This is a genomic window from Sphingomonas panacisoli, from assembly GCF_007859635.1.
Taxonomy (GTDB): Bacteria; Pseudomonadota; Alphaproteobacteria; order Sphingomonadales; family Sphingomonadaceae; genus Sphingomonas; species Sphingomonas panacisoli.
Genome location: NZ_CP042306.1, coordinates 3,250,988 through 3,274,291 on the forward strand (window position 1 = coordinate 3,250,988; position 23,304 = coordinate 3,274,291).

Sequence of the window (23,304 nt, forward strand, 5' to 3'; positions counted from 1 at the left end):
GATGATCGCCCCCGGCTTCACCGGCAGCCCGCTCGACCGCGCCGATCACCTGCGCCACGATCCAAACGCGCTGGCCGCTGTACTGGGCGATTGGCGCGCGAAACTGCTGCGGCTGGACATGGGGTTCGTCCCCGATGTCGGCGAGGACGGGACGCTCGGCTGGACCAGCCTGGCCGACGCGCCGGCCGACAGCGAGATCGTGTTCCTCGGCCTGATCGACGGCAAGCCGCATTTCACGGCGTTCGTCGATGGCATGCGCGCGCCCGCAGGGCGGCCCGCGGCGATGTTCGCGATGCTCGACCGGCTGCGGCCCGAGGAAGCGGCGACCTATGCGGCCGCGCGCAGCGTGCTCGACTGGCACAGTCGGCACCGTTTCTGCGCCAATTGCGGCACCGCCACCGCGATGTTCCGCGCCGGGTGGGGGCGGCTCTGCAACAATTGCGGGACCGAGCATTTCCCGCGCACCGATCCGGTCGTGATCATGATCGCCGAACATGACGGCCGGGCGCTGGTCGGGCGCGGGCCGAACTGGCCGGAGGGCCGCTATTCCGCGCTCGCCGGATTCATGGAGCCGGGGGAATCGATCGAGGAAGCGGTCGCACGCGAAATCTTCGAGGAAGCCGGCGTCCGCGTATCGAACGTCCGCTACGTCGCCAGCCAGCCCTGGCCGTTCCCCTCGCAACTGATGATGGCTTGCGTGGCGGAGGCCGAGGACGACACAATCACGATCGACCCCAAGGAATTGCAGGACGCGATCTGGATCAGCCGCGCCGACGTCAAACGCGCGCTGGCGGGCGATCCCGACGCGCCGATGATCGCACCGCCGCACTTCGCGATTGCGCACACGCTCCTGACGCGATGGGCGGACGAGGGATGATGCTGACCGCCGAGCCGCAGCTATTCGTGTCGGACATCGCGGCGTCGTGCGCGTGGTTCGCGGCGATCGGATTCGCGGCCACCTTCGTCCATGGCGATCCGCCTTTCTACGCGCAGGTCGCGCGCGACGGCGCCCGGCTCAACCTGCGCCACGTCGACGGGCCGGTGTTCGATGCCGCGTTTCGGACGCGGGAAGCCGATGCGCTGGCGGCGACGATCGCGAGCGAGCACGTCGCCGCGCTCCATGCCGAATTCGCCGCCGCGGACGTCGCGTTCCACCAGGAACTCCGCACCGAAAGCTGGGGCGCCGAGACCTTCATGCTCGCCGATCCCGACGGCAATCTGATCCTGTTCGCCGGTTGACGGTTGCAATGTAGGATTTCGCCTGACAGCGTTGCCGGGCTCTTTGATATCGTGACCTCCCCAGCGCCGTGCTCCTGCGAAAGCAGGAGCCCAGGGTCGTTCGACCTGCGTTACCCCAGGCTCCTGCTTTCGCAGGAGCACGGAGACTCTGTGAAGTTCGCACGGAGTTTTGGCTCCCGGCGGAACATCGTCGTTAGTGTCAACCTGGTGTCAACTTAGGTCTCAGGCGGCCGCCGCGGTCACCGCGTTGCAGATGCGATCCACCACCGCTTCGACCTGCGCCGCGTCCTCGCCCTCGGCCATCACGCGGATGACGGGTTCGGTCCCGGATGGGCGGATCACCAACCGGCCCTTGCCCGTCAGTTCTCCCTCGGCGTCGGCGATCACCGCCTTCACCGTGGCATCGTCGAGCGGCTTGCCGCCCTTGAACCGCACGTTCTTGAGCAGTTGCGGCAGCGGATCGAAGCGGTGGAGCAACTCGCTGGCCGGCAGACCCGACCGCACCAACTCCGCCAGAATCTGCAGCGCCGCGACCAGCCCGTCGCCGGTCGTCGCATAGTCCGACAGGATGATATGGCCCGATTGCTCGCCGCCGACATTATACCCCTGGCCGCGCATCGCCTCGAGCACGTAGCGGTCGCCGACTGCGGTGCGGATCAGCTTGATTCCCTGCGCCGACAGATGCCGTTCGAGCCCCAGGTTCGACATCACGGTCGCGACGAGGCCGCCATTCTTGAGCGTCCCGGCGCGCGCCCAGCCGGTCGCGATCACCGCCATCAGCTGGTCGCCGTCGATGACGCGGCCATTCTCGTCGACCACGATCAGCCGGTCGGCGTCGCCGTCGAGCGCGATGCCGATATGCGCGCCCGACGAGACGACCGTCTCGCACAGCACTTGCGGCGCGGTCGATCCGACCTGGTCGTTGATGTTCTTGCCGTTGGGGCTGACCCCGATCGCGATGACGTCCGCGCCCAATTCCCACAAGGTCGTCGGCGCGACCTGATAGGCGGCGCCGTTCGCGCAATCGACCACGACCCTGAGGCCGTCCAGCGTCAGATCGTCGGGGAAGGTCGCCTTGGCGAAGTGAATATAGCGCCCGCGCGCATCCTCGACCCGGCGTGCGCGGCCGATATCGGGCGCATCGGCGGGTGCGACGTCGCCGTCGATCAGCGCTTCGATCGCCAGCTCGTCCGCGTCGCTCAGTTTGTAGCCGTCGGGACCGAACAATTTGATCCCGTTATCGGCATAGGGGTTGTGGCTGGCCGATATCATCACGCCCAGGTCGGCGCGCATCGACTTGGTCAGCATCCCGATCGCCGGGGTCGGCAGCGGCCCGAACAGCGTCACGTCCATGCCCACGCTGGTGAAGCCCGCGACCAGCGCGTTTTCGAGCATATAGCCCGACAGCCGCGTGTCCTTGCCGATCACGACCCGATGCTTGTGGTCGCCACGCAGGAAATGCGCGCCCGCCGCCATGCCGACCTGCATCGCCATCTGCGCGGTCATCGGCGCCTTGTTGGTCAGCCCGCGAATCCCGTCGGTGCCGAAATATTTTCTTGCCATCGTGCCGTTTTCCGTCCGCTATCCTGCGCGTTGTCGGCGCCTATTAGCGCGGCGAACAGGGAAGAGCGAGTATGAGCCAGGCGTTTCGGATTTTGGCGGCGTTGGTCGGCGGCCTGCTGCTCGGCATCCTGCTTGCCAACCAGTCGCCCGACGCCGGGGCGTTCATGCTGCTGTTCACCAAGCGGATCGGCGGGGCGTGGCTCCACGGGCTGCAAATGGTGATCGTCCCGCTGGTGGTCGCGTTGCTGGTGATCGGCATCGCCGCCTCCGCCGAAGCGGCCCGCGCCGGGCGGATCGCGGCGCGGGCATTGCTGGCGTTCGTCGTCATCCTGTGGATCAACACCTTGCTGTCGGCCTTCCTGACGCCGCTCTTGTTGAAGCTGTTCCCGCTCCCCGCCGAATGGGGCGATGCCTTGCGCGCCTCGCTGTCGGGCGCAAAGGCGGCGGGACAGATCCCCAGCCTGGGCGATTTCTTCGACAAGATCGTGCCGACCAACATCGTCGACGCCGCCGCGACCGATGCGTTCCTGCCGCTGACCGTGTTCGCGATGGTCTTCGCGTTCGCCATCACACGTCTGCAGGCCGAGCGTCGCAAGCTGCTGATCGATTTCTTCCAAGCGATCGCCGACGCGATGGTGGTGGTGATCGGCTGGGTGCTGGTGCTCGCCCCGCTCGGGGTGTTCTGCCTGGCGTTCGGGTTGGGGATGGAAACCGGCGCGGCGGCGTTCGGCGCGCTCGCGCATTACATCGCGATCGTCTCGACGATGGGCATCCTGGTCCTATTGTCGGCCTATCCGATCGCGGCGATCGGCGCGCGCGTGGGCATCGGGCGGTTCGCCCGCGCGGTGCTGCCAAGCCAGATCGTGGCCATCTCGACCTCGTCGTCGCTCGCGTCGCTGCCGACGATGCTCAAATCTAGCGAGGCGCTGGGGGCGCCCGCTAGCGTGTCCGGCGTCGTCCTGCCGATCGCGGTCGCGGTGTTCCGCGCGACCAGCCCCGCGATGAACCTGGCGGTCGCGCTCTACGTCGCGCACCTGACCGGCACGCCGATCGGCCCGGGCCAGCTCGCAGCGGGGGTCGCGACCGCGGCGATCACGACGATGGGGTCGGTGTCGCTGCCCGGGACGATCAGCTTCTTCGCGTCGGTCGCGCCGGTCGCGGTCGCGATGGGCGTGCCGATCGAAGCGCTAGGCTTGCTGGTCGCGGTCGAGACGGTGCCGGATTTATTTCGCACATTGGGCAATGTCACCATGGATGTCGCCGTCACCGCCACCATATCGGCGCGCAGCGGCGGTTCGTCGGAGAACGAGACCGATCGCCTGATCGAGGAGATTCCCGGATGAAATATCGCACGCTCGGTACGCACGACGGCGGCCTGAAGGTTTCGGCGATCGGCATCGGCTGCATGCCGATGATCCGCGAGGGCAACATCAATTACGGGCATGCCGACGACGACGAGTCGATCAAGACCATCCACGAGGCGATCGACGTCGGCCTGACCTTTTTCGACACCGCCGAAATGTACGGCCCGTTTTCGAACGAGGAACTGGTCGGCCAGGCGATCAAGGGCAAGCGCGACGGCCTCGTCATTGCGACCAAGTTCGCAATGCGCTGGAACGGCAACGACATGGCCGGGCTCGACGGCAGCCCCGAAAATGCGCGGCGCGCGTGCGAGGGGTCGCTCAAGCGGCTTGGTATCGACACGATCGACCTGTTCTACCAGCACCGCGTCGACCCCAACGTCCCGATCGAGGAGACCATCGGCGGCATGGCCGAGCTGGTGAAGGAAGGGAAGGTCCGTCACATCGCGCTGTCGGAAGCGGGCGCGGATACGATCCGCCGCGCGGCGAAGGTCCACCCGATCACCGCCTTGCAGAGCGAATATTCGATCTGGGAGCGCGACGTGGAGGGCGACATCCTCGACGCGTGTCGCGAAAACGGGATCGGCTTCGTGCCATATTCGCCGCTCGGGCGCGGGTTCCTGGCGGGGACGATCCGCAGCCTCGACGATCTGCCCGCCGACGACTGGCGTCGCAACGATCCGCGCTACCAGCCCGATACGCTGCCGCAGAACCTCAAGATCGTCGATGCGATCGCCGAGGTGGCCGGGCGGCATGACGCGTCGAACGCCCAGGTCGCGCTGGCGTGGCTGCTCGCGCAGGGCGAAGACATCGTCCCGATCCCCGGCGTCAAGCGCCGCGCGACGATGCGCGATTCGGCCGGCGCGCCCGATCTGACGCTGACCGACCAGGACCTCGCGACGATCGAGGCGGCCGCGCCCAATGGCGGCACCGCCGGCCCGCGCTATGCCGAGCGCGGGATGCGGATGGTCAAGCTCTAGTCGAAGCCGGACGGCACGGGGTCACTTGACCCCGTGCATCCACTTCTTGAGCGGGAACGACAGCAGGAACAACGCGACTCCCGCGCCGATCGCGATCCAGGCGATCAGCGTGAAGGTATGGGTGTAGGTATCGAGACTGACCTTGAGGTTGGTTACCTGCCCGCCGACCGTTTCGACGCTGGCGAACTGCGCCACCACGCCGGCAACGTATTGCGCGACCGAAATCGACAGGAACCATACGCCCATCATCAGCCCGACGATCCGGCTGATCGACAACTTGGTGATCATCGACAGCCCGACCGGCGAAATGCAGAGCTCCGCAATCGAGTGGATCACGTAGAGCCCGGCGAGCCACCACAGCCCGACCTTGAAATTGCCGTCGGCGAAGTTCGATCCGAACACCAGGAACAGGAAGCCCGCGCCGACCAGCATCAGCGCAATGGCGAACTTGACGGGAATGGACGGCTCCGCATTGCGCCGGGCAAGCATCCCCCAGATCAGGCTCATCACCGGCGCGAGCAAGACGATAGCAATTGGGTTGAAGTTCTGCGTCTGCGGCGCCGACAGGCTGAACAATCCAAAGACGCTACGATCGGTGTTGCGGTCCGCGAAGAGAGTCAGGCTCGATCCTGCCTGCTCGAACAGCGTCCAGAAAAACACGTTGAAGACGATCAGGACCATCGCCGCCAGCATCATTTGGAATTCGGTTCTCGTACCCTTGGCATAGGACCAGACCAAGATGCCGGGGACGCTGACAAGGAAGGTGCCGAACAGCAATTTGCCCATCAGCGACAGCGACATGATATAGCCGACGAAGCCCGATCCCTCGACCGGCTTTGGCGCCGCCATCAGGTTGACGAACAGGAAATAGACCACCGGTACCGCGATCAACGCGCCGATATAGATCAGCAACGCACGGTCCGGACCGCTCTGCGCCGGCACATTGCCGACCGCATCGAGCCGTCCGCCATGAAAGCTGATCATCAGGAACGAGATTACCATTGCGACCCCAGCAAGCCCTAGGCCGAGCGGCCAACCGAAACTGTCGGCGAACAGCGCGCACAGGAACTGTCCGAGGATCGAACCGGTGTTGATCCCCATGTAGAAGATCGTAAAACCGGCATCGCGGCGACGGTCGCCTTGCTGATAGAGTTCCCCGACCATCGTCGAGATGTTGGGCTTGAAGAATCCGTTGCCGACCGAAATCAACGACAGCGCGATGAGCAGGATCATCGTCAGGAACGCGCTACGTTCGGCCTCTTCCGAATAGCTGCCCTTGGCGACTTTCCGCACTTCGTGTCCGTCGGTGGCGAGCAACGACAGGCTGCCGTCGTCATTGCCCCGCATTGTCAGCTTCTGGCCATTATCGACCAGATAGCGCGACTCGCCGGGATCGCTGGTCGGCGCGTCGCGGAACTTCTCGACGACGACTTCATAACGTTGGCCGTCGATCACCTGGTACGGCTTGGCCGGCGCACCACCGAAGGCGAGCGTGAAATAACCGATTGCCATCAGGATCGCGCCGAACCGAACGGCGCGCTTCGATCCGAGATATTGGTCGGCCAACAGGCCGCCCACGAGCGGCGTCAGATAGACGAGCGCGGTATAGCCGCCATACAGACCGGTCGATGCGCGATCGCCCAGCACGAAATGCTTGGTGAGATACAGCGTCAGGAGCGCGCGCATCCCGTAATAGCCGAACCGCTCCCACATTTCGGTGCCGAACAGCCAGAACAACGGTGACGGATGCCCGAACCAGGTCTTCTCCGCGCCCGGATTGACGTGAGTGATATCCGGCTCGCGCGGGTTATCCGCGGTCGGGGTGTCTACCATGCATGCGCTCCCTGAACTCTTGTGCCGCCGTCGAACATTGCGGCGGATGGTTGCAGGTGAGACTAGCGGGAAACCTACAGGTGTAAATACTGGCGGCGCTCCCTAGATGGCGGGCATGTTCAACGATACTTCGACGCCGCTTTCGCTCCTCGCCACGCGCCGTTCCGGCAAACCGCGCGACCTGATCGCGCCGGGTCCCGACGACACGCAATTGCACCAGATCCTGGAGATCGCCGCGCGGACGCCCGATCACGGCAAGCTGGCACCCTGGCGGTTCGTGATCGTTCCCGACGACAAGCGCGGCAACCTCGCCCGCGTCATCACCGACGCCTATCGCGCCGATCGCCCGCAGGCCGCGCGGCTCGAGATCGAAGCGCTCGAGCAATTCGCGACGCAGGCGCCGACGTTGGTCGTGGTGCTGTCCTCGCCCAAGACCGAGAGCCATATTCCGCTGTGGGAACAGGAATTGTCGGTCGGGGCGGCGTGCATGAACCTGCTCCATGCCGCGCATGCGATGGGATTTGCCGGCGGCTGGCTGACCGGTTGGTCCGCCTTTTCGGACGCCGTCCGCGATGCATTCGGCGCGGCACCGGAACGGGTCGCCGGCTTTATCTTCATCGGCACACCGGCCAAGCAATTGGAGGAAAGACCGCGGCCGGATTTCGACAAGATTGTTTCAACATGGGGCGGTTAAACGACTAGACGTGGGCGTCAATTGCTGTACTAAAGCAGCATGGCACTAAGCAACGACGACAGCCCGGTCTATATCCGTCTTCGTGGAGGGATCGCCGCGGCGATCCTGCGCGGCGAGTATCGTGCCGGCGACCAGCTCCCCTCGGTTCGCGCACTCGCCGCCGAACATGGCGCCAACCCGCTGACCGTGGCGAAGGCGTATCAGAGCTTTCAGGACGACGGTTATGTCGAGGTGCGGCGTGGTGTCGGCATGTTCGTGCTGCCGGGCGCCGCGGAGAAACTGCGCGTCGCCGAGCGCGACCGCTTCGTCAACGATCAGTGGCCGCGAATCGCCGAGCATATCGAACTGCTCGGGCTCGACGCGACCGACCTGATCGAGCGCGAGCGCGCCTAGAACAGGCCGAGCGCCGCGACTTCGTCGGCGCTCAAATCGATCCCGAACATCATGCTGAGCCGCAAGCGATAGACACGCGGATCGTCGATGTCGGCGCTCGTTTCTTCGCCGCCGGCAAAGCGCCGATAGGCCCGGTCGGTCAGGCTGGCGAAGCCGGTCGGCAGCACGATGCTGACCACGACGAGATCGGTGAACCGCGTGCCTGGCGCCGTCGCCGTCCAATGATTCGACATCGTCATGTCTGCTTGCGACACCGGCGCGAGCGTGAAGCTGTATTGATCGACCCACGCCTCGCCCGCGCCGCGCCCGTCGGTCGCGCCGGGATGCCCGTTGCGCTGTAGCACCCAGCCGCGATCGTCGGCGATCAGCCGATGCATCGCGCCATCGGGGCCGGTCACCTCGGCGCCTTCGGAAAGCATGATCGGCGGGCAATAGCTGCCGCCGAACCCGGCGTCGGCGATCCAGTCCTGACCGTCGATCGTCACCAGCAAGGTCATGTGGGTAAGGCCGGGCGTCTCGCTCGCGCCGAGCCAGACGCGCGCGAGCAACGGACGCGCGGTGAATCCGAGTTCGGTCAGCGCGTCGAGGAACAGCCTGTTCTGTTCGAAGCAATAGCCGCCGCGCTTGGCGGTCACGAGCTTGGCGAACACCGACTCGCTATCGATACGGATGCCGCGCCCGAGCCTTATGTCGAGATTCTCGAACGGGATGTGCAGGCGATGCGCGCGTTGCACCGCCGCCAGCCCGAGATCGTCGAGCGTCGGTCGCGCCGGCAGCTTGATCCGCGCGAGATATGCGTCGAGGTCGAAGCTCATGCCGCGAACAGGTCGGCGGACAGTTCGTACAGGCTGGCGGCGGGCGCGGATGCCGCGGCATGGAGGCCGAGCGCCTCGGGCACGATCTGTTCGATATAGAACGCCGCGACCGCGCGCTTCATACGGCAGAAATCGTCATTGGCGTCGGCGTCGCGCGCCTGCCGCTCCATCAGCCAGCCGCACACCGCGACCGACAGCATCGTCAGGAACGGGTAGCTCGCCGCGAGCCGATCGTCGGCATCCGCGGTCGCCAGCCGCCGGCCGACCTCTTCGCAGGCATTGATCAGCGTTCGCAACGCGGCGTCGTTCGCTTCGGCACGCATATCAGCGATCAGCGTGTTGAACGCCGCGCCGTTCGACAGGCCGAGCTTGCGCCCGACCAGATCGGCGGCTTGGATGCCGTTGGTGCCTTCGTAGATCGGCGTGATGCGCGCATCGCGGAAGAATTGCGCGGCGCCGGTTTCCTCGATGAAGCCCATGCCGCCATGGACCTGGATGCCGAGGCTGGCGACTTCGTTGCCGAGATCGGTCGCATGCGCCTTGGCGAGCGGGGTGAGGATTTCGAGCCGGTCCTTCGCCGCATCATCGGTATCGACGCGATCGACCATGCTGGATGCGAGATACACCAATGCCCGCGCCGCCTGGGTCTGCGCCTTCATCCGCATCAGCATGCGCCGGACGTCGGGATGTTCGATGATCGCGACGGGCTTCTTGTCGGGAGAACCGGCGCGGGCGGACTGGATGCGCTCGCGGGCGAACTCGACCGCCTTCTGCGTTGCTGCCTCGCCGACCTGCACGCCCTGCAAACCGACGTTGAGCCGCGCATTGTTCATCATCGTGAACATGGCGCGCATCCCGCCATTTTCGGGGCCGATCAGCTCGCCGATGCAATCCCCGTTATCGCCGAACGACAGCACGCAGGTCGGCGAAGCGTGCAGGCCCATCTTGTGCTCGATCGACACGACACGAACGTCGTTGAACGCACTCGGCTTGCCGTTGGCGTCGAGGCGATATTTGGGGACGAGGAACAGCGAGATTCCCCGCGTTCCCTCGGGCGCGCCGGGCGTGCGGGCGAGGACGAGGTGGACGATGTTGTCGGCCATGTCGTGATCGCCGAACGAGATGAAGATCTTGGTCCCGCTGATCTTGAACGTGCCGTCGCCGACCGGCTCGGCGCGTGACTTGAGCGCACCGACGTCGCTGCCCGCCTGCGGCTCGGTGAGGTTCATCGTGCCGGTCCACTCGCCGGTCGCGAGATGCGGGAGGTAGGCGGCCTGCTGCTCCGGCGTGCCGTGGTGGAGCAACGCTTCGATCGCACCCACGGTCAGCGTCGGCGCGAGCGCGAAGCCCATATTCGCCGTGCCCAGCGTCTCGAGTACCGCGCTCGCCAGCACGAACGGCAGGCCCTGCCCGCCGAAATCGGCCGGCGCGCCGATCGTGCCCCAGCCGCCCTCGACATAGTCGCGGTAAGCCTGGGGATAGCCGGCCGGCATCTTCACGCCCTCGGAGGTCCATTTCGGGCCGTTGGTGTCGCCCTCGCGGTTGAGCGGTGCCCATTCGCCGGCCGCGAACTGGCCGGCGCCCTCCAGCACGGCATCGATCAGATCGGGCGTCGCGGCTTCGAAACGGTCGGTCGCGGCGAGATCGGCGATCCTGGCGACGGTATCGAGCACGAAACGCTGCTCGCGGACGGCGGGGGTGAACGGCATCGGCTTCCTCTCTGACTCGCGCGCGCTATAGCGAGACTGGATGGACGCGCCAAACACCCGAATCTTGCCGTACAACAAGTACAACATCGCGGAAGCGGCGGCGCTGATCGCGGCGGGCAAGTGCGTCGCGGTGCCGACCGAGACCGTCTACGGCCTCGCCGCCGACGCGACCAACGGCGCCGCGGTTGCGGGGATTTACGCCGCCAAGGGCCGGCCGAGCTTCAACCCGTTGATCGTTCACGTGCTGGATCTCGACGCGGCGAAAAGGCTGGCGGCGTTCGATGCCCGGGCCGAGGCGCTGGCGGCAGCATTCTGGCCGGGGCCGCTGACCTTGGTGCTGCCGCTCAAGCCCTCGTCGGGGATCGCCTCGCTGGTCACGGCGGGACTGGAGACGATCGCGATCCGCGTGCCGGCTCACCGAGCGATGCGCGCGTTGCTGGAAGCGTGCGGCAAGCCGCTCGCCGCACCCTCGGCCAATGCCAGCGGCACGATTAGCCCGACGCGGGTCGAGCATGTCGCGCACAGCCTCGACGGGCGCATCCCGCTTATCCTCGACGACGGGCCGACGCGGCAGGGGATCGAATCGACGATCGTGCGCGAAGTGTTCGGCATGACCCGCGTGCTGCGCCACGGTCCTATCACCGGCGCGCAAGTGCTGGCGGCCCTGTCGGACGGCAAGCATAAGGTCGATCGCTTCGACACCGGCGAAGATGCCGAGGGCAAGATCGAGGCACCCGGCCAGTTGTCATCTCATTACGCCCCGCGCAAACCTTTGCGGATCGATGCGCGCGCGCCGGCGGACAGCGAATGGATGATCGGCTTCGGCGATGTGCCGGGCGACGACACGCTGTCGGAGAGCGGCGACCTGACCGAGGCGGCGACGCGATTGTTCGACTTGCTGCACCGGGCCGATGCCTCGGACAAACCCGAGATCGCCGTCGCACGGATCCCCGAAGACGGCATCGGCGAGGCGATCAACGACCGCCTGCGCCGCGCCGCTTTTATCGGCGACTAAGCCGTCTCGCTGACCGCCTTCGACCGCGCGGCGAAGCTCTTGCGCAGTTTCTGCAGCTTGGGCGGGATCACTGCGAGGCAATAGGGGTTCCGCTGGCCTTCACCTTCCCAATATTGCTGGTGATAGTCTTCAGCCGGGTACCATTCCGCCATCGGCTCGATCGTGGTGACGATCGGGTTCGGCCAGTTCGCCGCGTTGCGCGCGATCGCCGCCTCCGCCTCCGAACGCTGCGTATCGTCCGCCGGGAAGATCGCCGAGCGGTATTGCGTACCGACATCGTTGCCCTGGCGGTTGAGCGTCGTCGGATCGTGCGTCGCGAAGAAGATATCGAGCAGGTCGGCATAGGTCACCTGGCTCGCGTCGAACCCGACGCGGATCGCCTCGGCATGGCCGGTGTCGCCGCCGCATACCTGCTTGTAGGTCGGGTTCGCGACGTGTCCGCCGATATAGCCGCTCTCGACGCTCTCGACGCCGATCACGTCCTTGTACACCGCCTCGGTGCACCAGAAGCAGCCACCCGCCAGCGTCGCATATTCGGTCGCCATCATTCGCTCCTTTTCAATATGTCCCCAACATAGGTAGGGGCGACGCCAACGGTAAGAGGATGCGGCGATGAGCAAGGGAACGGTGCTGGTCACGGGCGGCGCGGGCTATATCGGCAGCCACGCGGTGCTGGCGCTGCTCGACACCGGCTGGGACGTGGTGGTGATCGACAACCTGACCACCGGGTTCGACTGGGCGGTCGACAAGCGAGCGACGCTGGTCCGCGCCAATATCGAGGACGACGACGCCGTGCGCGGAGCGATGCGCGAGCACGATGTCGTCGCGGTGATGCACTTCGCCGGGTCGATCGTCGTGCCGGAATCGGTGACCGATCCGCTCAAATATTACCGCAACAACACCGTTGCGAGCCGCGCGCTGATCGAAAGCGCGGTCGTGTCGGGAGTAAAGCATTTCATCTTCAGTTCGACCGCCGCGACCTACGGCAATGCCGAGAAGATTCCGGTCGCCGAGGACGACCCGACGATCCCGATCAATCCCTACGGCACATCGAAGCTGATGACCGAGGCGATGCTGCGCGACGTCGCGGCGGCGCATCCGATGAACTATTGCGCACTGCGCTATTTCAACGTGGCCGGCGCCGATCCGCAGGGTCGCACCGGGCAATCGACCGCGGGTGCGACGCACCTGATCAAGGTCGCGGTCGAGGCGGCCACGGGCAAGCGCGATCACGTGTCGGTGTTCGGCACCGACTTCCCGACTCCCGACGGCACCGGGGTGCGCGATTATATCCATGTGAGCGATCTGGCGGCGGCGCACGTCCACGCGCTAGACCGGTTGATCGCCGAGCCGACCGAAAGCCTGACGATGAACGCCGGCTACGGCCATGGGTATTCGGTGATGCAGGTGCTCGACGCGGTCGATCGCGTGACCAATCACGAGATCAAACGCGTAATCGGCCCACGCCGCCTGGGCGATTCGGCCGAATTGGTGTCGGACAATCGACGCATTCTCGCGACGCTGCCGTGGCGTCCGCAGCACGACGATCTCGACCAGATCGTCCGCGACGCGCTCGCGTGGGAACGCAAGCTCGCCGAGCGCGGCTGACCGGCGCGGAGTGAATCCGCGCCGTCATCCCGAACCTAAATAGCGACCTTCAGCGTCAGTCGGATGTCGCGCCCGGCCAGCGGGGCGAAATCCTTGAGCACGCTCGACGCACGCCGGGCATCGACGTCGAAAATGTTGTTCGCCGACAGGGTCAGGCTGGTCTTGTTGCCCGTCCATGGCGCGACGTTGAGGCTCGCATTGACCATCGTGTAGCCGGCGGTCGGCGTCTCGAACGCGGCGATGCGGTTCTGGTCGAACACGTGCTCTACCTCGATCCGGCCCGACAGCTTGTCGCTCTGCGCCTCGATCCCGCCGAGCAGGCGCATCGGCGGGATGCGTGGGACGGGACCGACGTTCTTGATCGTCGCGTGGACATAGTCCGCCACGCCATCGGCATTGATCGCGAACGATCCGATCGTCGCCAGCTTGAGCGAGGCATCAACCTCGAATCCGTAATAGCGCGCATCGGCCTGGCTATAGACGAAGCACGGCAAATCGACGGTACGGCCCGACGGCGCGGCGGCCGCTTCGCACGTGGCTTGCGGGGCCTGGCCGTCGAAGATGTAGTTGGAGAAGGTGTTGTAGTAAGCCGACGCATCGATGCTGTAGCCCTGACCATGCCCGTGCAAGGTCGCTTCGAAGCCCCAGCTCTTCTCCAGCTTGAAGTTCGGATTGCCGAGTTCGTACGCCTGCGTCCCGGCGTGCGGGCCGTTGGCGAACAGCTCCTCGTCCGACGGCGCGCGTTCGGTGCGCGAGACGTTGAGGCCGATCCGCCAATCGTCGGAAATCCCGTACGACGCGCCCGCCGATGCCGACACCGAACTGAAGCTGCGCGACCCGCGGAAGAACCGCAAATCGTCGGTCAGCGTGCGCGCGGTCAGGTTGGTCTTTTCGTAGCGCGCGCCGGCCTCGGCCTTGAACTTGCCGAATTCAAACTGTTGCAGCGTGAAGAGTCCGACCTGCTCGGTATTGTTGCGCGGCAGGAAGGCTTCGTCGCCAACGACGTTGAAGTCGCGGTTGAAGAACTGCGCGCCCGACGCGCCGCTCCATCCCCCACGGGTCGATTGCACCAGCTCGAGCCGGGCCTCGATGCCTTTGTTGTAGAAGGCGGTGCCGATCGAGCCGTCTTCGCCGAGCTCGAAGTGGCGATATTGCGCCGCCGCCGCACGCAACCGGATCGACTTGAGGAAGCCCGTCGCGTTGACTTCGGCGCGTAGATCGAGGCGGTTCTGGACGAGATCGAGCCGCGGTGCCTCCTGCTCGTCGCCCGGGTTGAGCGCGTAGCGGATCGGGATGCCGTACAGGCTGTCATAATGGCTGTAGGCGATGCCGAGCGAACCGCCGTCGGTGATCAGCGCCAGACCCGCGCCGGCCGTCCACGTCTCTGCCGCACTGTTGGGCAGCGTGCCCTTCAACCGCGCGGTCGCGGCGAAATCGATCGGATCGTTGGGCGCGGCGATCGCGGCGGCATTGGCCTGCGCCCGCGCGATCGGTGACAGGACGTAGCCGCCGATCTTGAGGTCGTCGGTCTTCAAATACGAGCCATCGACATGGAAGACGAGGGTCTTGGTCAATGCCAGGTCGCCAGCGATGCCGCCCGATCGCTCGTTCGATGCCGACCCGTACGTCGCGATGCCATTCAGCCGATAGCCCTTGTCGGGGACGGTGCGCGGGATGCGCGAGTCGATGACGTTGACCACGCCGCCGACCGCGCTCGACCCGTAAAGCAAGGCCGCCGGACCGCGCAGCACTTCGACTCGGTCGGCGAGCAACGGATCGATCACGACCGCGTGGTCGGCGGAGGTGTTCGACACGTCGACCGCGCCGATCCCGTCGCTCAACACGCGGACGCGATCACCCTGGAACCCACGCAGGATCGGCTTCGACGCGTTGGGACCAAACGAACTCGCCGACACGCCGGGCAACTTGGCCAGCGTCTCGCCGATCGTCGGCTTGAGGTCGCGGGTCAGTTCCTGACCGCTGACGATCGACGTACCCGACAGCACGTCCTTTTCGCCGCGTTCGATGACGCCGGTGACGATGATGTCCTTGCCGGTATTGGTCTGGCCATCGGCGGGATCGGCGGCGACGGGTGCCGCGGTGGCGGGTACGGGGTCGTCGCTGGCGTGCGCTAGAACGGGCATGAGCGCCGCGACCGCGGCCCCGATCAACAATGTCGTTCGCATGGAAATTCCAATCTTCACAAAACCTGGGTGATCGACGGCAGGCGCCATCGATCGTGTTGGGCAGCCGCAGCCGCCTCGTTTCTCAGGCCGTGAAGATGGGTGGGGCGCGGCTTTGCCAGGCGTGCGACGACACGCTGGGTGCGAGCAGCGGCAGCGATGCGGTCGTGTAGTGGTAGACCGCCGCCAACGGCGCGGCGATCGTGACCGACCCGCCGAGCAGATAGGCACCGAACAGCGCCCGCTCCTCGCATAACGGGCAGGCGGGGGTGGCGGGAATGTCCTTCCGGCTGTCCACCGCCGTCGGTGCGGCGCGCGCCGATTCGGTCGCGGACCACGCTCGGTCGAACCCAGGGTGACCGTGCGTCTGCGTGACGAAGCCCTGGAACAGTAAAGCGACGACGAGCCACAGCAGCGCGAACCGGCGTGCGGCCGGCGCGAAAGGCGTGGGTATCGAGACGGTCGAGTGCGTCACTGCCCGGGGTCGTTATGATACATTGTCACGGACAACAACCCTTCAATTTGCAGGGTGGTCCGCACGGCGTTGCCGTAACTCGCGCAAAACTGGTGGGCCCGTCGGGACTCGAACCCGAGACCTACAGATTAAAAGTCCGTTGCTCTACCAACTGAGCTACGGGCCCGCACCAGAGCCGCGGCGCTTACGCGAGGGGCGCGCGCCGGGTCAACCGCGCGGCGAGCTGGCGGACGGTCAACCCGGTCATCGGATCGCGCCAATCGGGTATTAGCGCCGCCAACGGGCCGAGCACGAAGCGACGGTCGCGGAACGATGGGTGGGGGATCGTCAGGCAGTCGTCGGCCCAGATGCCGCCCGACCACAGGACGATGTCGAGATCGATCACGCGCTCGCCCCAGCGCCGACCGCGGCGGCGGCCGAAATCCGCTTCGATCGCCTTCAATCGCCGGAGCAGATCGCGTGGCGGTTCGTCGCTGGCGATCACCGCGGCCGCGTTGACGAAGCGCCGCGACGACGGTCCGATCGGCGCGGTTATCATCATCGGCGACACCGCGACCACCCCGCCGATCGCACCAAGCGCCGCGCGCACTTCGTCGGCAGGGCCGCCGTAGCAGCCGCGTCGGTTCGAGCCCAAAGCAATGACATAGCTGGACGTCATGATGCGTCAGCGCCTACCCCGCCTGCGTGAACTTTGCACCCAGCCCGTTGCCAGCGACCGAGCCGCCGCGCGATTGCCCGCTTTGCCCGCGGCTGGTCGCCTTTCGCGAGGAATTGCGCGCCGAGCATCCCGATTGGTGGAACGCGCCGGTTCCTGCCTTTGGCGATCCCGACGCGTGGCTGTGCATCGTCGGTCTCGCGCCGGGCAAGCACGGCGCCAATCGCACCGGGCGACCGTTCACCGGCGATTATGCCGGCGACCTGCTGTTCGCGACGCTGGCGAAGTTCGGGCTCACCACCGGCACCTATGACTCGCGGCCCGACGACGGGTTGGAGCTGAAAGGCGTGATCATCTGCAATTCGGTCAAATGCTTGCCGCCGCAGAACAAGCCGACGCCCGCCGAAATCCACACCTGCCGCCCGTTCCTGCACGGGCAGATCGACGTGCTGAACAACGCCCGGATCTTCCTCGCGCTGGGCCAGATCGCCCACCAGTCGGCCGTGAAGGTGCTGGGCGGCCGCTTGCCCAAGGCACGGTTCGCGCATCTGGCGGAGCATCGCCTGCCCGACGGCCGGATGCTGATCGATAGCTATCATTGCTCGCGGTACAACACGAACACCGGTCGGCTGACCGCGGAGATGTTCGAGGCCGTGTTCGCCCGCGCGCTGGAACTCCGCGAGGTGACCGGCGGTTGACGGGGCATGAGCCACGAACCGCCCGTCCCGCCCGACAACCAGTCGCCCTACCCCATTGCCGAGCCGCCGCACGAGCACCCCGCGCCGTTGCCGCCGGTCACGCAAAAGGAAGGTCCGTCCAAGGCATTGCTCATCGGCGGCGCGATCGCCGCCGTCGGCACGGCGGCGCTGGCCGGCCTCGCCGCGGTGCTGCTGCGGCGAAAGCCTAGCGATCCTCGACCAACCGCCCGTAAAGCTCCGGCCGGCGGTCGCGGAAGAAGCCGAACGCGGCGCGGTGACGCTTGACCCGATCGAGGTCGAGCGTGGCGGTGATCACGCCTTCCTCCTCGCGGTCGAGTTCGGCCAGGATGTCGCCGCGCTCGTCGGTGATGAAGCTGGTGCCGTAGAAGGTCTGCCCGTGTTCGGTGCCGACGCGGTTGGCGGCGACCACCGGCACGACGTTCGACACCGCGTGACCGACCATCGCGCGGCGCCATAAACGCGCGGTGTCGAGGCTATCGTCATGCGGCTCGCTGCCGATCGCGGTAGGATAAAATAGGACGTCCGCGCCCATCAGCATCATCGCGCGCGCGGTTTCGGGATACCATTGGTCCCAGCACACCCCGACACCCAGCGTCGTGCGATCCGGGCCGTCCCACACCTTGAACCCGGTATTGCCGGGGCGGAAATAGAACTTTTCCTCGTAACCGGGGCCGTCCGGAATGTGACTCTTGCGGTAGACGCCGGCGACCTTGCCGTCGGGGTCGATCATCGCGAGGCTGTTGTAATGATGTGGACCGTCGGCTTCGAAGAAGCTGGTCGGGATCCACACCTTCAGCTCGGCGGCGAGCGCCTGCATCGCCAGCACCGACGGATGCTCGGCGGTCGGCCTGGCGTTGGCGAACAGCCCTTCCTCTTCGACCCGGCAGAAATATTCGCCCTCGAACAGTTCGGGCGGCAGGATCACCTGCGCGCCCCTGGCGTGCGCCTCGCGGACTAGCCGCGACACGTTGGCGATGTTCCGGTCCACATTGTCGGAAAAGCCGAGCTGAAGCGCGGCGACTGTAATCTGGGTCATGGCGGTTCCCATAGCCGGGTGACGTCGAAAGTGGCAGTCCCTGTCGCGGGTTCAAGGGAGACGGTCGATGGAGCGCATTTTCGAGACGGTCGCAGGCAAGGTGGCGAGCTGGACCGGCAAGCCGCCGGCCTTCATCCTGGCGCTGGTCGTCGTCGTCGTCTGGGGCGTGACGGGGCCGATCTTCAAATATTCCGACACGTGGCAATTGGTGATCAACACCGGCACCACGATCGTCACCTTCCTGATGGTGTTCCTGATCCAGAATGCGCAGAATCGCGACGGGTCGGCGATCCAGGCGAAGCTCGACGAACTGATCCGCGCGCTTGAGGGACCGCGCGACGAATTCGTCGGAATCGAGAATCTGACGCAGCCGGAACTGGAAAAAATCAAGAAGAAGCTCGAGCACGAATGCGGCGGCCAGGACGGCAGCAGTCACGAATCGTTCGAAGCGTTTCTCGAAAGGCTCTGAACTAGACCGTCAGACCCGCAAGTAGCTTCGGCAACGCGCCCGATTCGCCGCGCGCTTCGGCGATGAAGCGATCCTTGAGCGCGGGCGCGCGCTGCACCGCCGACAGACCGAAGCGACGCACTGCGTTGGCGGTCTGGCCCGGAATGCCGAACAGCCGCGTCAGGCCGTCGGTAGCCAAGCTGACCATGAACGTATCGAGGCTGCGCCACCGCTGGTAGCGTGTCAGCAGCGCGGGATCGCCCATGTCGAGCCCGATTCGTTTCCCATCGACCAGCACTTCGACCAGCGCGGCCACGTCCCGGAACCCGACATTGACCCCCTGCCCCGCGATCGGATGGATGCCGTGCGCCGCGTCGCCGACCAAGGCGAGCCGATCGGCGACGATCGTCGCGGCGTGGTGGAAACCGAGCGGGTGCGCGAAGCGCGGGCCAAGCCAGGTAAGGTCGCCCAGGAACCCGCCCATCTTGCGGGTCAGTTCGGCGAGATAGCCCCGCTCCCCCAGTTTCTGCATCCCCGGCGCCTGCGCGCTACGCACCGACCAGACGATCGCCGAGCGATGCCCACGGTCGCCATCGACCAACGGCAGGATCGCGAACGGGCCTTCGGGATAGAAGATCTCGTAGGCGACGTTGTCGTGGCTGCGCTCGTGGCCGATCGAGGTGACCAATGCGACGTGATCGTAGCTCCAGCGCGCGGTGTTGAGACCCGCCGCCTCCCGCGTCGGCGATGTACGCCCCTCCGCCCCTACCAGCAGTTGCGCACGCACCTCGCTGCCGTCGCTCAGCGTCGCACGGACACCCGCCGAATCGCGCTGCACGTCGAGTGCGCGCGTCTGCATCCGCAGATCGACCCGCGAAGCCGCGCCCGCCGCGTCGAGCAACGCCGCGCGCAGATCGCGATTCTCGAACATCGTGCCGAGCGCATCCTCGCCGTCCCGCGGCACGAAATCGAGCGCGCCCGGCTTCAGCCCGTCGCTGACCCGGATGCCCTCGATCGGACAGCCTTTGCTCACCAGGCGATCCGCGACGCCGATCGCCTCGAGCATCCGCATCGGCGCACTGGCGATCGCCGACGCGCGGCCGTCGAATCCCGACGCGGTCACCACTGCCGGGTCAGCGGGATCGACGACGATACTGGTCAGCCCATGCGCGTCGAGCGCCACCGCCAGCGCGCTGCCGACCAATCCGCCGCCGAGGATGAGGATGTCCGCCTGGTCCATGCGCCCTGCCCTAGCGACAAGCCGCTACGCACGCCAGCTTGACGGCGGACTCGCCAGGAGCGAGAATCCAACGCGAACGAACAGCGGACATTTCGGGGGTATTCGATCATGGCGAGCCGCGCGCAGCCGCCGCTTTGGCGCGAGACAGTGAAGGCCGGGGCCGCACGCGGCTGGGCTTTGGTCGCCGCGATGGCGGTGCTGGGGCTGACGCTCGCGCTCGCCGCCGCGCTGCTGACTTATCATTCGGGCGACCCCTCGCTCAGCACGGCTGCGGGCGGGCCGGCCGAGAATCTGCTGGGATATCCCGGCGCGTTCATCGCCGATCTGGCCTTCTCTATCCTCGGCCTGCCGGTCGCCGGACTGCTGGCGGTCGGCGGGGTGTGCGGCTGGCGGATGTGGAGCGACGAGCCGGCGGGACGCTGGGGCCGGATGCTGGCGATCGCGGCGGTCGGTGCGGCGCTGGTCGCGACCGCACTCGCTTTCTGGTCGCCGGCCGCGTCGTTGCGCTGGCCCGCGGGGCTCGGCGGCGTCGTGGGTATGACCGTCGCGGGCATCCTGAACTGGGTGATCACGCTGATCGGCGACCCGACCGGCATCCTGTGGACGCAGCGGCTGATCGCGCTCGCGCTCGGCATTGCCGGCGTCGTGATCTGGTTCACCGGCCTGGGCATCGGCCTCCCCAGCCTGCCACGGTTCCAGCGTCGCGAGCGGCCCGAACGGTTAGTCGATGCCCGCGAGCCGGCACCGGCGGTCGAGCCGACGATCCGCCAGCCGCGCGCGGTCGCTGTCCCCGACAACCGCCCCGGCCCGGTCATCGCCGACCGCAACACGCCCGCTGCACAGCCCAAGCCGGTGCGCGGTCCCAAACAGGCCAGCCTCGATCTCCGCGACAATTACCGGCTGCCGACGCTCGACTTGCTCAAGCCGCCGCCGCCCTCGGCCGGGGGCCCGGTCGACAAGGCCGCGCTGGAGCGCAACGCGCGCCTGCTCGAGACCGTGCTCGACGACTTCCACGTCAAGGGCGCGATCACCGAGGTCCGCCCCGGTCCGGTCGTGACGATGTACGAGCTCGAGCCCGCCGCCGGCATCAAGGCAAGCCGCGTGATCCAACTGGCCGACGACATCGCGCGCAACATGTCGGCGATCTCGGCGCGCGTTGCGACGGTCCCCGGCCGCACCGTGATCGGCATCGAATTGCCCAACGCCAAGCGCGAGATGGTGGCGCTGCACGAACTCGTCGCCGACGACGCGTTCGAGGATCAGAATGCCTCGCTGCCGCTGATCCTGGGCAAGAATATCGCCGGCGATCCGGTGATCGTCGACCTCGCGCCGATGCCCCACCTCCTCGTCGCCGGCACCACCGGGTCAGGCAAGTCAGTCGGCCTGAACTGCATGATTCTGTCGCTGCTCTACCGGCTGACGCCCGACCAGTGCCGCCTGATCATGATCGATCCCAAGATGCTCGAACTGAGCATGTACGAAGACATCCCGCATCTGCTCGCGCCGGTCGTCACCGACCCGGCCAAGGCGGTCCGCGCGCTCAAATGGGCGGTCGAGCAGATGGAGGAACGCTACCGCCAGATGTCGTCGGTCGGGGTGCGCAGCCTCGCCAGCTTCAACGACAAGGTGCGTGCGGCGAAGGCCAAGGGCCAGCCGCTCGGCCGCAAGGTCCAAATCGGCTACGAGAACGGCAAGCCGGTGTACGAGGAGGAGCAGCTCGACTTCCAGCCGCTGCCGCAGATCGTCATCGTCGTCGACGAACTCGCCGACCTGATGATGACCGCGGGCAAGGAAGTCGAATTCCTGATCCAGCGCCTGGCACAGAAGGCGCGCGCTGCGGGCATTCACCTGATCATGGCGACGCAGCGCCCGTCGGTCGACGTCATCACCGGTGTGATCAAGGCGAACCTGCCGACGCGGATCAGCTTCAACGTCACGTCGAAGATCGATTCGCGCACCATCCTGGGCGAACAGGGCGCCGAACAGCTGCTGGGCAAGGGCGACATGCTGTACATGGCGTACGGCAAGCAGATCAGCCGCGTGCATGGGCCGTTCGTGTCGGACGACGAGGTTCGCGCGGTCGCCGATCACTGGCGCGCGCAGGGCCAGCCCGATTACATCCAGTCGGTCACCGAGGAGAGCGACGACGGCTTCGCGCTCGACGGCGCACCGCTGGGAGAGGATTCGGCCGAGGACCAGCAGTATCGCAACGCCATCCAGCTCGTCGTCGAGAGCCAGAAGGCATCGACCAGCTGGCTGCAGCGCCAGATGCGGATCGGCTATAACTCCGCCGCGCGCCTGATCGAACGGATGGAAAAAGACGGCATCGTCGGGCGACCCGACCATGTCGGCCGCCGCGAAGTGCTGCGCGACCGCGACGGCAACCCGCTGTAACGTCGGGCGTTCAGAGCGGGTTCAAGCCCGTAACGACAGGACCGGCCGGTCAATCCAGGAGATTTCTTCGTGACGTATCGCGCCCTTGCGCTGCTCCCCCTACCCGCGCTGATCGCCGCCGCGCCGGCGATGTCGCCAGACCTCGCCAAGGTCCAGGCGCATCTGTCCGCCGTCCAGTCGATGACCGCGACGTTCAGCCAGACCGATCGCAACGGCAAGACGCTCAACGGCACGTTGTCTTTGAAGCGTCCGGGCAAGGTTCGCTTTCAATATGAAAAGGGCGTGCCGATCCTGGTCGTGGCGGACGGCAATTCGCTCTGGTTCCTCGATTATTCGGTGAAACAGAAGCAGCGCTTGCCGATCAAGAATGGGCCGCTCGGCGTGTTGCTCGATCCGTCGAAGGACATCAGCGGTTTTGCCAAGATGATCCCGACCGCCGACCCATCGATCCTGTCGGTCGAGGTCTTCGACCGCAAGCATCCCGAATATGGGCGGATCAACCTGATCTTCGAAAAGAGCGCGGCGGCGCCCGCCGGGCTGATGCTGCGCGGCTGGGTCGCGCTCGATGCGCAGAACAATCGCACGACGATCCGTTTGTCGGGACAGCGCTTCAACGTCCCGATTTCAGACGGAACGTTCCGGTTCAACGACCCGTCGCCGAGCGGTCCGCGAAAATAACATTTTTGTTCATCTCGGCGACAGCTTTGGCCGACTAATACAGTTCTCGCGGATGTGGGGCGGTTCGGGATTTTCCCCCTGTTGCCTGAGTTGCTCCACTTCCCGCCTGCGTGACGAACGCTAGGTCGGCCCTCGCTCCATGCCCCCGGAGCGGGGGCCTTTCTCTTTGTGATCGCCTCTCGGCGATGAGCGGCACCGGCCCGCTCCCCCACCCGACCGCCCATAGAATATCTTGACTGGGCGGTCGGGTGGGGGAGCGGGCTGGT

General features: G+C 66.2%; 22 protein-coding genes and 1 tRNA gene. 12 read left to right on the plus strand and 11 right to left on the minus strand.

The window, feature by feature from the left end:
* The first annotated feature begins 1 nt into the window (after position 1).
* Together nudC and FPZ24_RS16175 are read left to right on the plus strand one after the other, a co-directional pair.
* On the plus strand, positions 2 to 877 hold the full coding sequence (gene nudC, locus FPZ24_RS16170; protein WP_146573723.1) for an NAD(+) diphosphatase: 876 nt from the start codon (positions 2 to 4) through the stop codon (positions 875 to 877).
* Positions 877 to 1,239 carry a VOC family protein gene (locus FPZ24_RS16175; protein WP_240047528.1) on the plus strand — a complete coding sequence of 121 codons (363 nt, stop codon included), beginning with the start codon at positions 877 to 879 and terminating at the stop codon, positions 1,237 to 1,239. The genes nudC and FPZ24_RS16175 overlap by 1 nt, the downstream gene beginning before the upstream one ends.
* Positions 1,240 to 1,461: 222 nt before the next feature.
* On the opposite strand, the gene glmM is transcribed toward FPZ24_RS16175, so the two are convergent.
* Complete coding sequence (glmM, locus tag FPZ24_RS16180; RefSeq protein ID WP_146573727.1) at positions 1,462 to 2,802, minus strand: phosphoglucosamine mutase; 1,341 nt, start codon at positions 2,800 to 2,802, stop codon at positions 1,462 to 1,464.
* 71 nt (positions 2,803 to 2,873) lie between these two features.
* Here glmM and FPZ24_RS16185 point away from each other — a divergent pair, with 71 nt between their 5' ends.
* Together FPZ24_RS16185 and FPZ24_RS16190 are read left to right on the plus strand one after the other, a co-directional pair.
* Positions 2,874 to 4,145: a dicarboxylate/amino acid:cation symporter gene (locus FPZ24_RS16185; RefSeq protein WP_146573729.1), complete on the plus strand. Its 1,272-nt coding sequence runs from the start codon at positions 2,874 to 2,876 to the stop codon at positions 4,143 to 4,145.
* The gene (locus tag FPZ24_RS16190; RefSeq protein WP_146573731.1) at positions 4,142 to 5,143 is read left to right on the plus strand and encodes an aldo/keto reductase; all 1,002 of its coding nucleotides are present in this window, start codon (positions 4,142 to 4,144) and stop codon (positions 5,141 to 5,143) included. Before FPZ24_RS16185 ends, FPZ24_RS16190 begins: the two co-directional genes overlap by 4 nt.
* Positions 5,144 to 5,164: 21 nt before the next feature.
* Here the strand turns inward: FPZ24_RS16190 and FPZ24_RS16195 are convergent, their stop codons facing one another.
* Complete coding sequence (locus tag FPZ24_RS16195; RefSeq protein ID WP_146573733.1) at positions 5,165 to 6,976, minus strand: peptide MFS transporter; 1,812 nt, start codon at positions 6,974 to 6,976, stop codon at positions 5,165 to 5,167.
* 115 nt (positions 6,977 to 7,091) lie between these two features.
* Between FPZ24_RS16195 and FPZ24_RS16200 the strand changes: the two genes are divergently transcribed.
* Both FPZ24_RS16200 and FPZ24_RS16205 read left to right on the plus strand, forming a co-directional pair.
* Positions 7,092 to 7,670 (plus strand): nitroreductase family protein, encoded by a 579-nt coding sequence (locus FPZ24_RS16200; RefSeq protein ID WP_146573735.1) that lies wholly within the window; start codon positions 7,092 to 7,094, stop codon positions 7,668 to 7,670.
* A gap of 39 nt (positions 7,671 to 7,709) precedes the next feature.
* Complete coding sequence (locus FPZ24_RS16205) at positions 7,710 to 8,063, plus strand: GntR family transcriptional regulator (protein ID WP_146573737.1); 354 nt, start codon at positions 7,710 to 7,712, stop codon at positions 8,061 to 8,063.
* Here FPZ24_RS16205 and FPZ24_RS16210 read toward each other — a convergent pair.
* Positions 8,060 to 8,878 carry an arylamine N-acetyltransferase family protein gene (locus tag FPZ24_RS16210; RefSeq protein ID WP_146573740.1) on the minus strand — a complete coding sequence of 273 codons (819 nt, stop codon included), beginning with the start codon at positions 8,876 to 8,878 and terminating at the stop codon, positions 8,060 to 8,062. The genes FPZ24_RS16205 and FPZ24_RS16210 overlap by 4 nt on opposite strands.
* Positions 8,875 to 10,587, minus strand: a complete 1,713-nt coding sequence (locus FPZ24_RS16215; protein ID WP_146573742.1) for an acyl-CoA dehydrogenase family protein — start codon at positions 10,585 to 10,587, stop codon at positions 8,875 to 8,877. Before FPZ24_RS16215 ends, FPZ24_RS16210 begins: the two co-directional genes overlap by 4 nt.
* 40 nt (positions 10,588 to 10,627) lie before the next feature.
* On the opposite strand from FPZ24_RS16215, the gene FPZ24_RS16220 reads away from it, so the two are divergent.
* Positions 10,628 to 11,602, plus strand: coding sequence for an L-threonylcarbamoyladenylate synthase (locus FPZ24_RS16220; protein WP_146573744.1), 975 nt, complete (start codon positions 10,628 to 10,630; stop codon positions 11,600 to 11,602).
* Here FPZ24_RS16220 and msrA read toward each other — a convergent pair.
* A complete protein-coding gene (msrA, locus tag FPZ24_RS16225) occupies positions 11,599 to 12,147 on the minus strand; it encodes a peptide-methionine (S)-S-oxide reductase MsrA (protein WP_146573746.1) in 549 nt (182 codons plus the stop codon). The genes FPZ24_RS16220 and msrA overlap by 4 nt on opposite strands.
* Positions 12,148 to 12,214: 67 nt before the next feature.
* On the opposite strand from msrA, the gene galE reads away from it, so the two are divergent.
* A complete protein-coding gene (gene galE / locus FPZ24_RS16230; RefSeq protein WP_146573748.1) occupies positions 12,215 to 13,210 on the plus strand; it encodes a UDP-glucose 4-epimerase GalE in 996 nt (331 codons plus the stop codon).
* A gap of 35 nt (positions 13,211 to 13,245) precedes the next feature.
* Here galE and FPZ24_RS16235 read toward each other — a convergent pair whose 3' ends face one another.
* The 4 genes from FPZ24_RS16235 to folK form a co-directional block, all read right to left on the minus strand.
* A complete protein-coding gene (locus FPZ24_RS16235) occupies positions 13,246 to 15,396 on the minus strand; it encodes a TonB-dependent receptor (protein WP_146573750.1) in 2,151 nt (716 codons plus the stop codon).
* Positions 15,397 to 15,478: 82 nt separating this feature from the next.
* A complete protein-coding gene (locus FPZ24_RS16240) occupies positions 15,479 to 15,868 on the minus strand; it encodes a hypothetical protein (protein ID WP_146573752.1) in 390 nt (129 codons plus the stop codon).
* 90 nt (positions 15,869 to 15,958) lie between these two features.
* A tRNA-Lys gene (locus tag FPZ24_RS16245) sits at positions 15,959 to 16,034 on the minus strand.
* 18 nt (positions 16,035 to 16,052) lie between these two features.
* Positions 16,053 to 16,526 carry a 2-amino-4-hydroxy-6-hydroxymethyldihydropteridine diphosphokinase gene (folK, locus tag FPZ24_RS16250; RefSeq protein ID WP_146573754.1) on the minus strand — a complete coding sequence of 158 codons (474 nt, stop codon included), beginning with the start codon at positions 16,524 to 16,526 and terminating at the stop codon, positions 16,053 to 16,055.
* Between the two features lie 26 nt (positions 16,527 to 16,552).
* Here folK and FPZ24_RS16255 point away from each other — a divergent pair, with 26 nt between their 5' ends.
* Positions 16,553 to 17,221, plus strand: a complete 669-nt coding sequence (locus FPZ24_RS16255; RefSeq protein ID WP_146573756.1) for a uracil-DNA glycosylase — start codon at positions 16,553 to 16,555, stop codon at positions 17,219 to 17,221.
* Positions 17,222 to 17,426: 205 nt separating this feature from the next.
* Here the strand turns inward: FPZ24_RS16255 and aguB are convergent, their stop codons facing one another.
* The gene (gene aguB, locus FPZ24_RS16260) at positions 17,427 to 18,278 is read right to left on the minus strand and encodes an N-carbamoylputrescine amidase (RefSeq protein ID WP_146573758.1); all 852 of its coding nucleotides are present in this window, start codon (positions 18,276 to 18,278) and stop codon (positions 17,427 to 17,429) included.
* A 67-nt stretch (positions 18,279 to 18,345) separates the two neighbouring features.
* On the opposite strand from aguB, the gene FPZ24_RS16265 reads away from it, so the two are divergent.
* A complete protein-coding gene (locus FPZ24_RS16265) occupies positions 18,346 to 18,747 on the plus strand; it encodes a low affinity iron permease family protein (protein ID WP_146573759.1) in 402 nt (133 codons plus the stop codon).
* Position 18,748: 1 nt separating this feature from the next.
* Here FPZ24_RS16265 and FPZ24_RS16270 read toward each other — a convergent pair whose 3' ends face one another.
* The gene (locus tag FPZ24_RS16270) at positions 18,749 to 19,966 is read right to left on the minus strand and encodes an FAD-dependent monooxygenase (protein WP_146573761.1); all 1,218 of its coding nucleotides are present in this window, start codon (positions 19,964 to 19,966) and stop codon (positions 18,749 to 18,751) included.
* 108 nt (positions 19,967 to 20,074) lie between these two features.
* Here FPZ24_RS16270 and FPZ24_RS16275 point away from each other — a divergent pair, with 108 nt between their 5' ends.
* Positions 20,075 to 22,360 carry a DNA translocase FtsK gene (locus FPZ24_RS16275; RefSeq protein ID WP_146573763.1) on the plus strand — a complete coding sequence of 762 codons (2,286 nt, stop codon included), beginning with the start codon at positions 20,075 to 20,077 and terminating at the stop codon, positions 22,358 to 22,360.
* A 129-nt stretch (positions 22,361 to 22,489) separates the two neighbouring features.
* Positions 22,490 to 23,038 carry a LolA family protein gene (locus FPZ24_RS16280; protein ID WP_186729238.1) on the plus strand — a complete coding sequence of 183 codons (549 nt, stop codon included), beginning with the start codon at positions 22,490 to 22,492 and terminating at the stop codon, positions 23,036 to 23,038.
* The last annotated feature ends 266 nt before the right edge of the window (positions 23,039 to 23,304 follow it).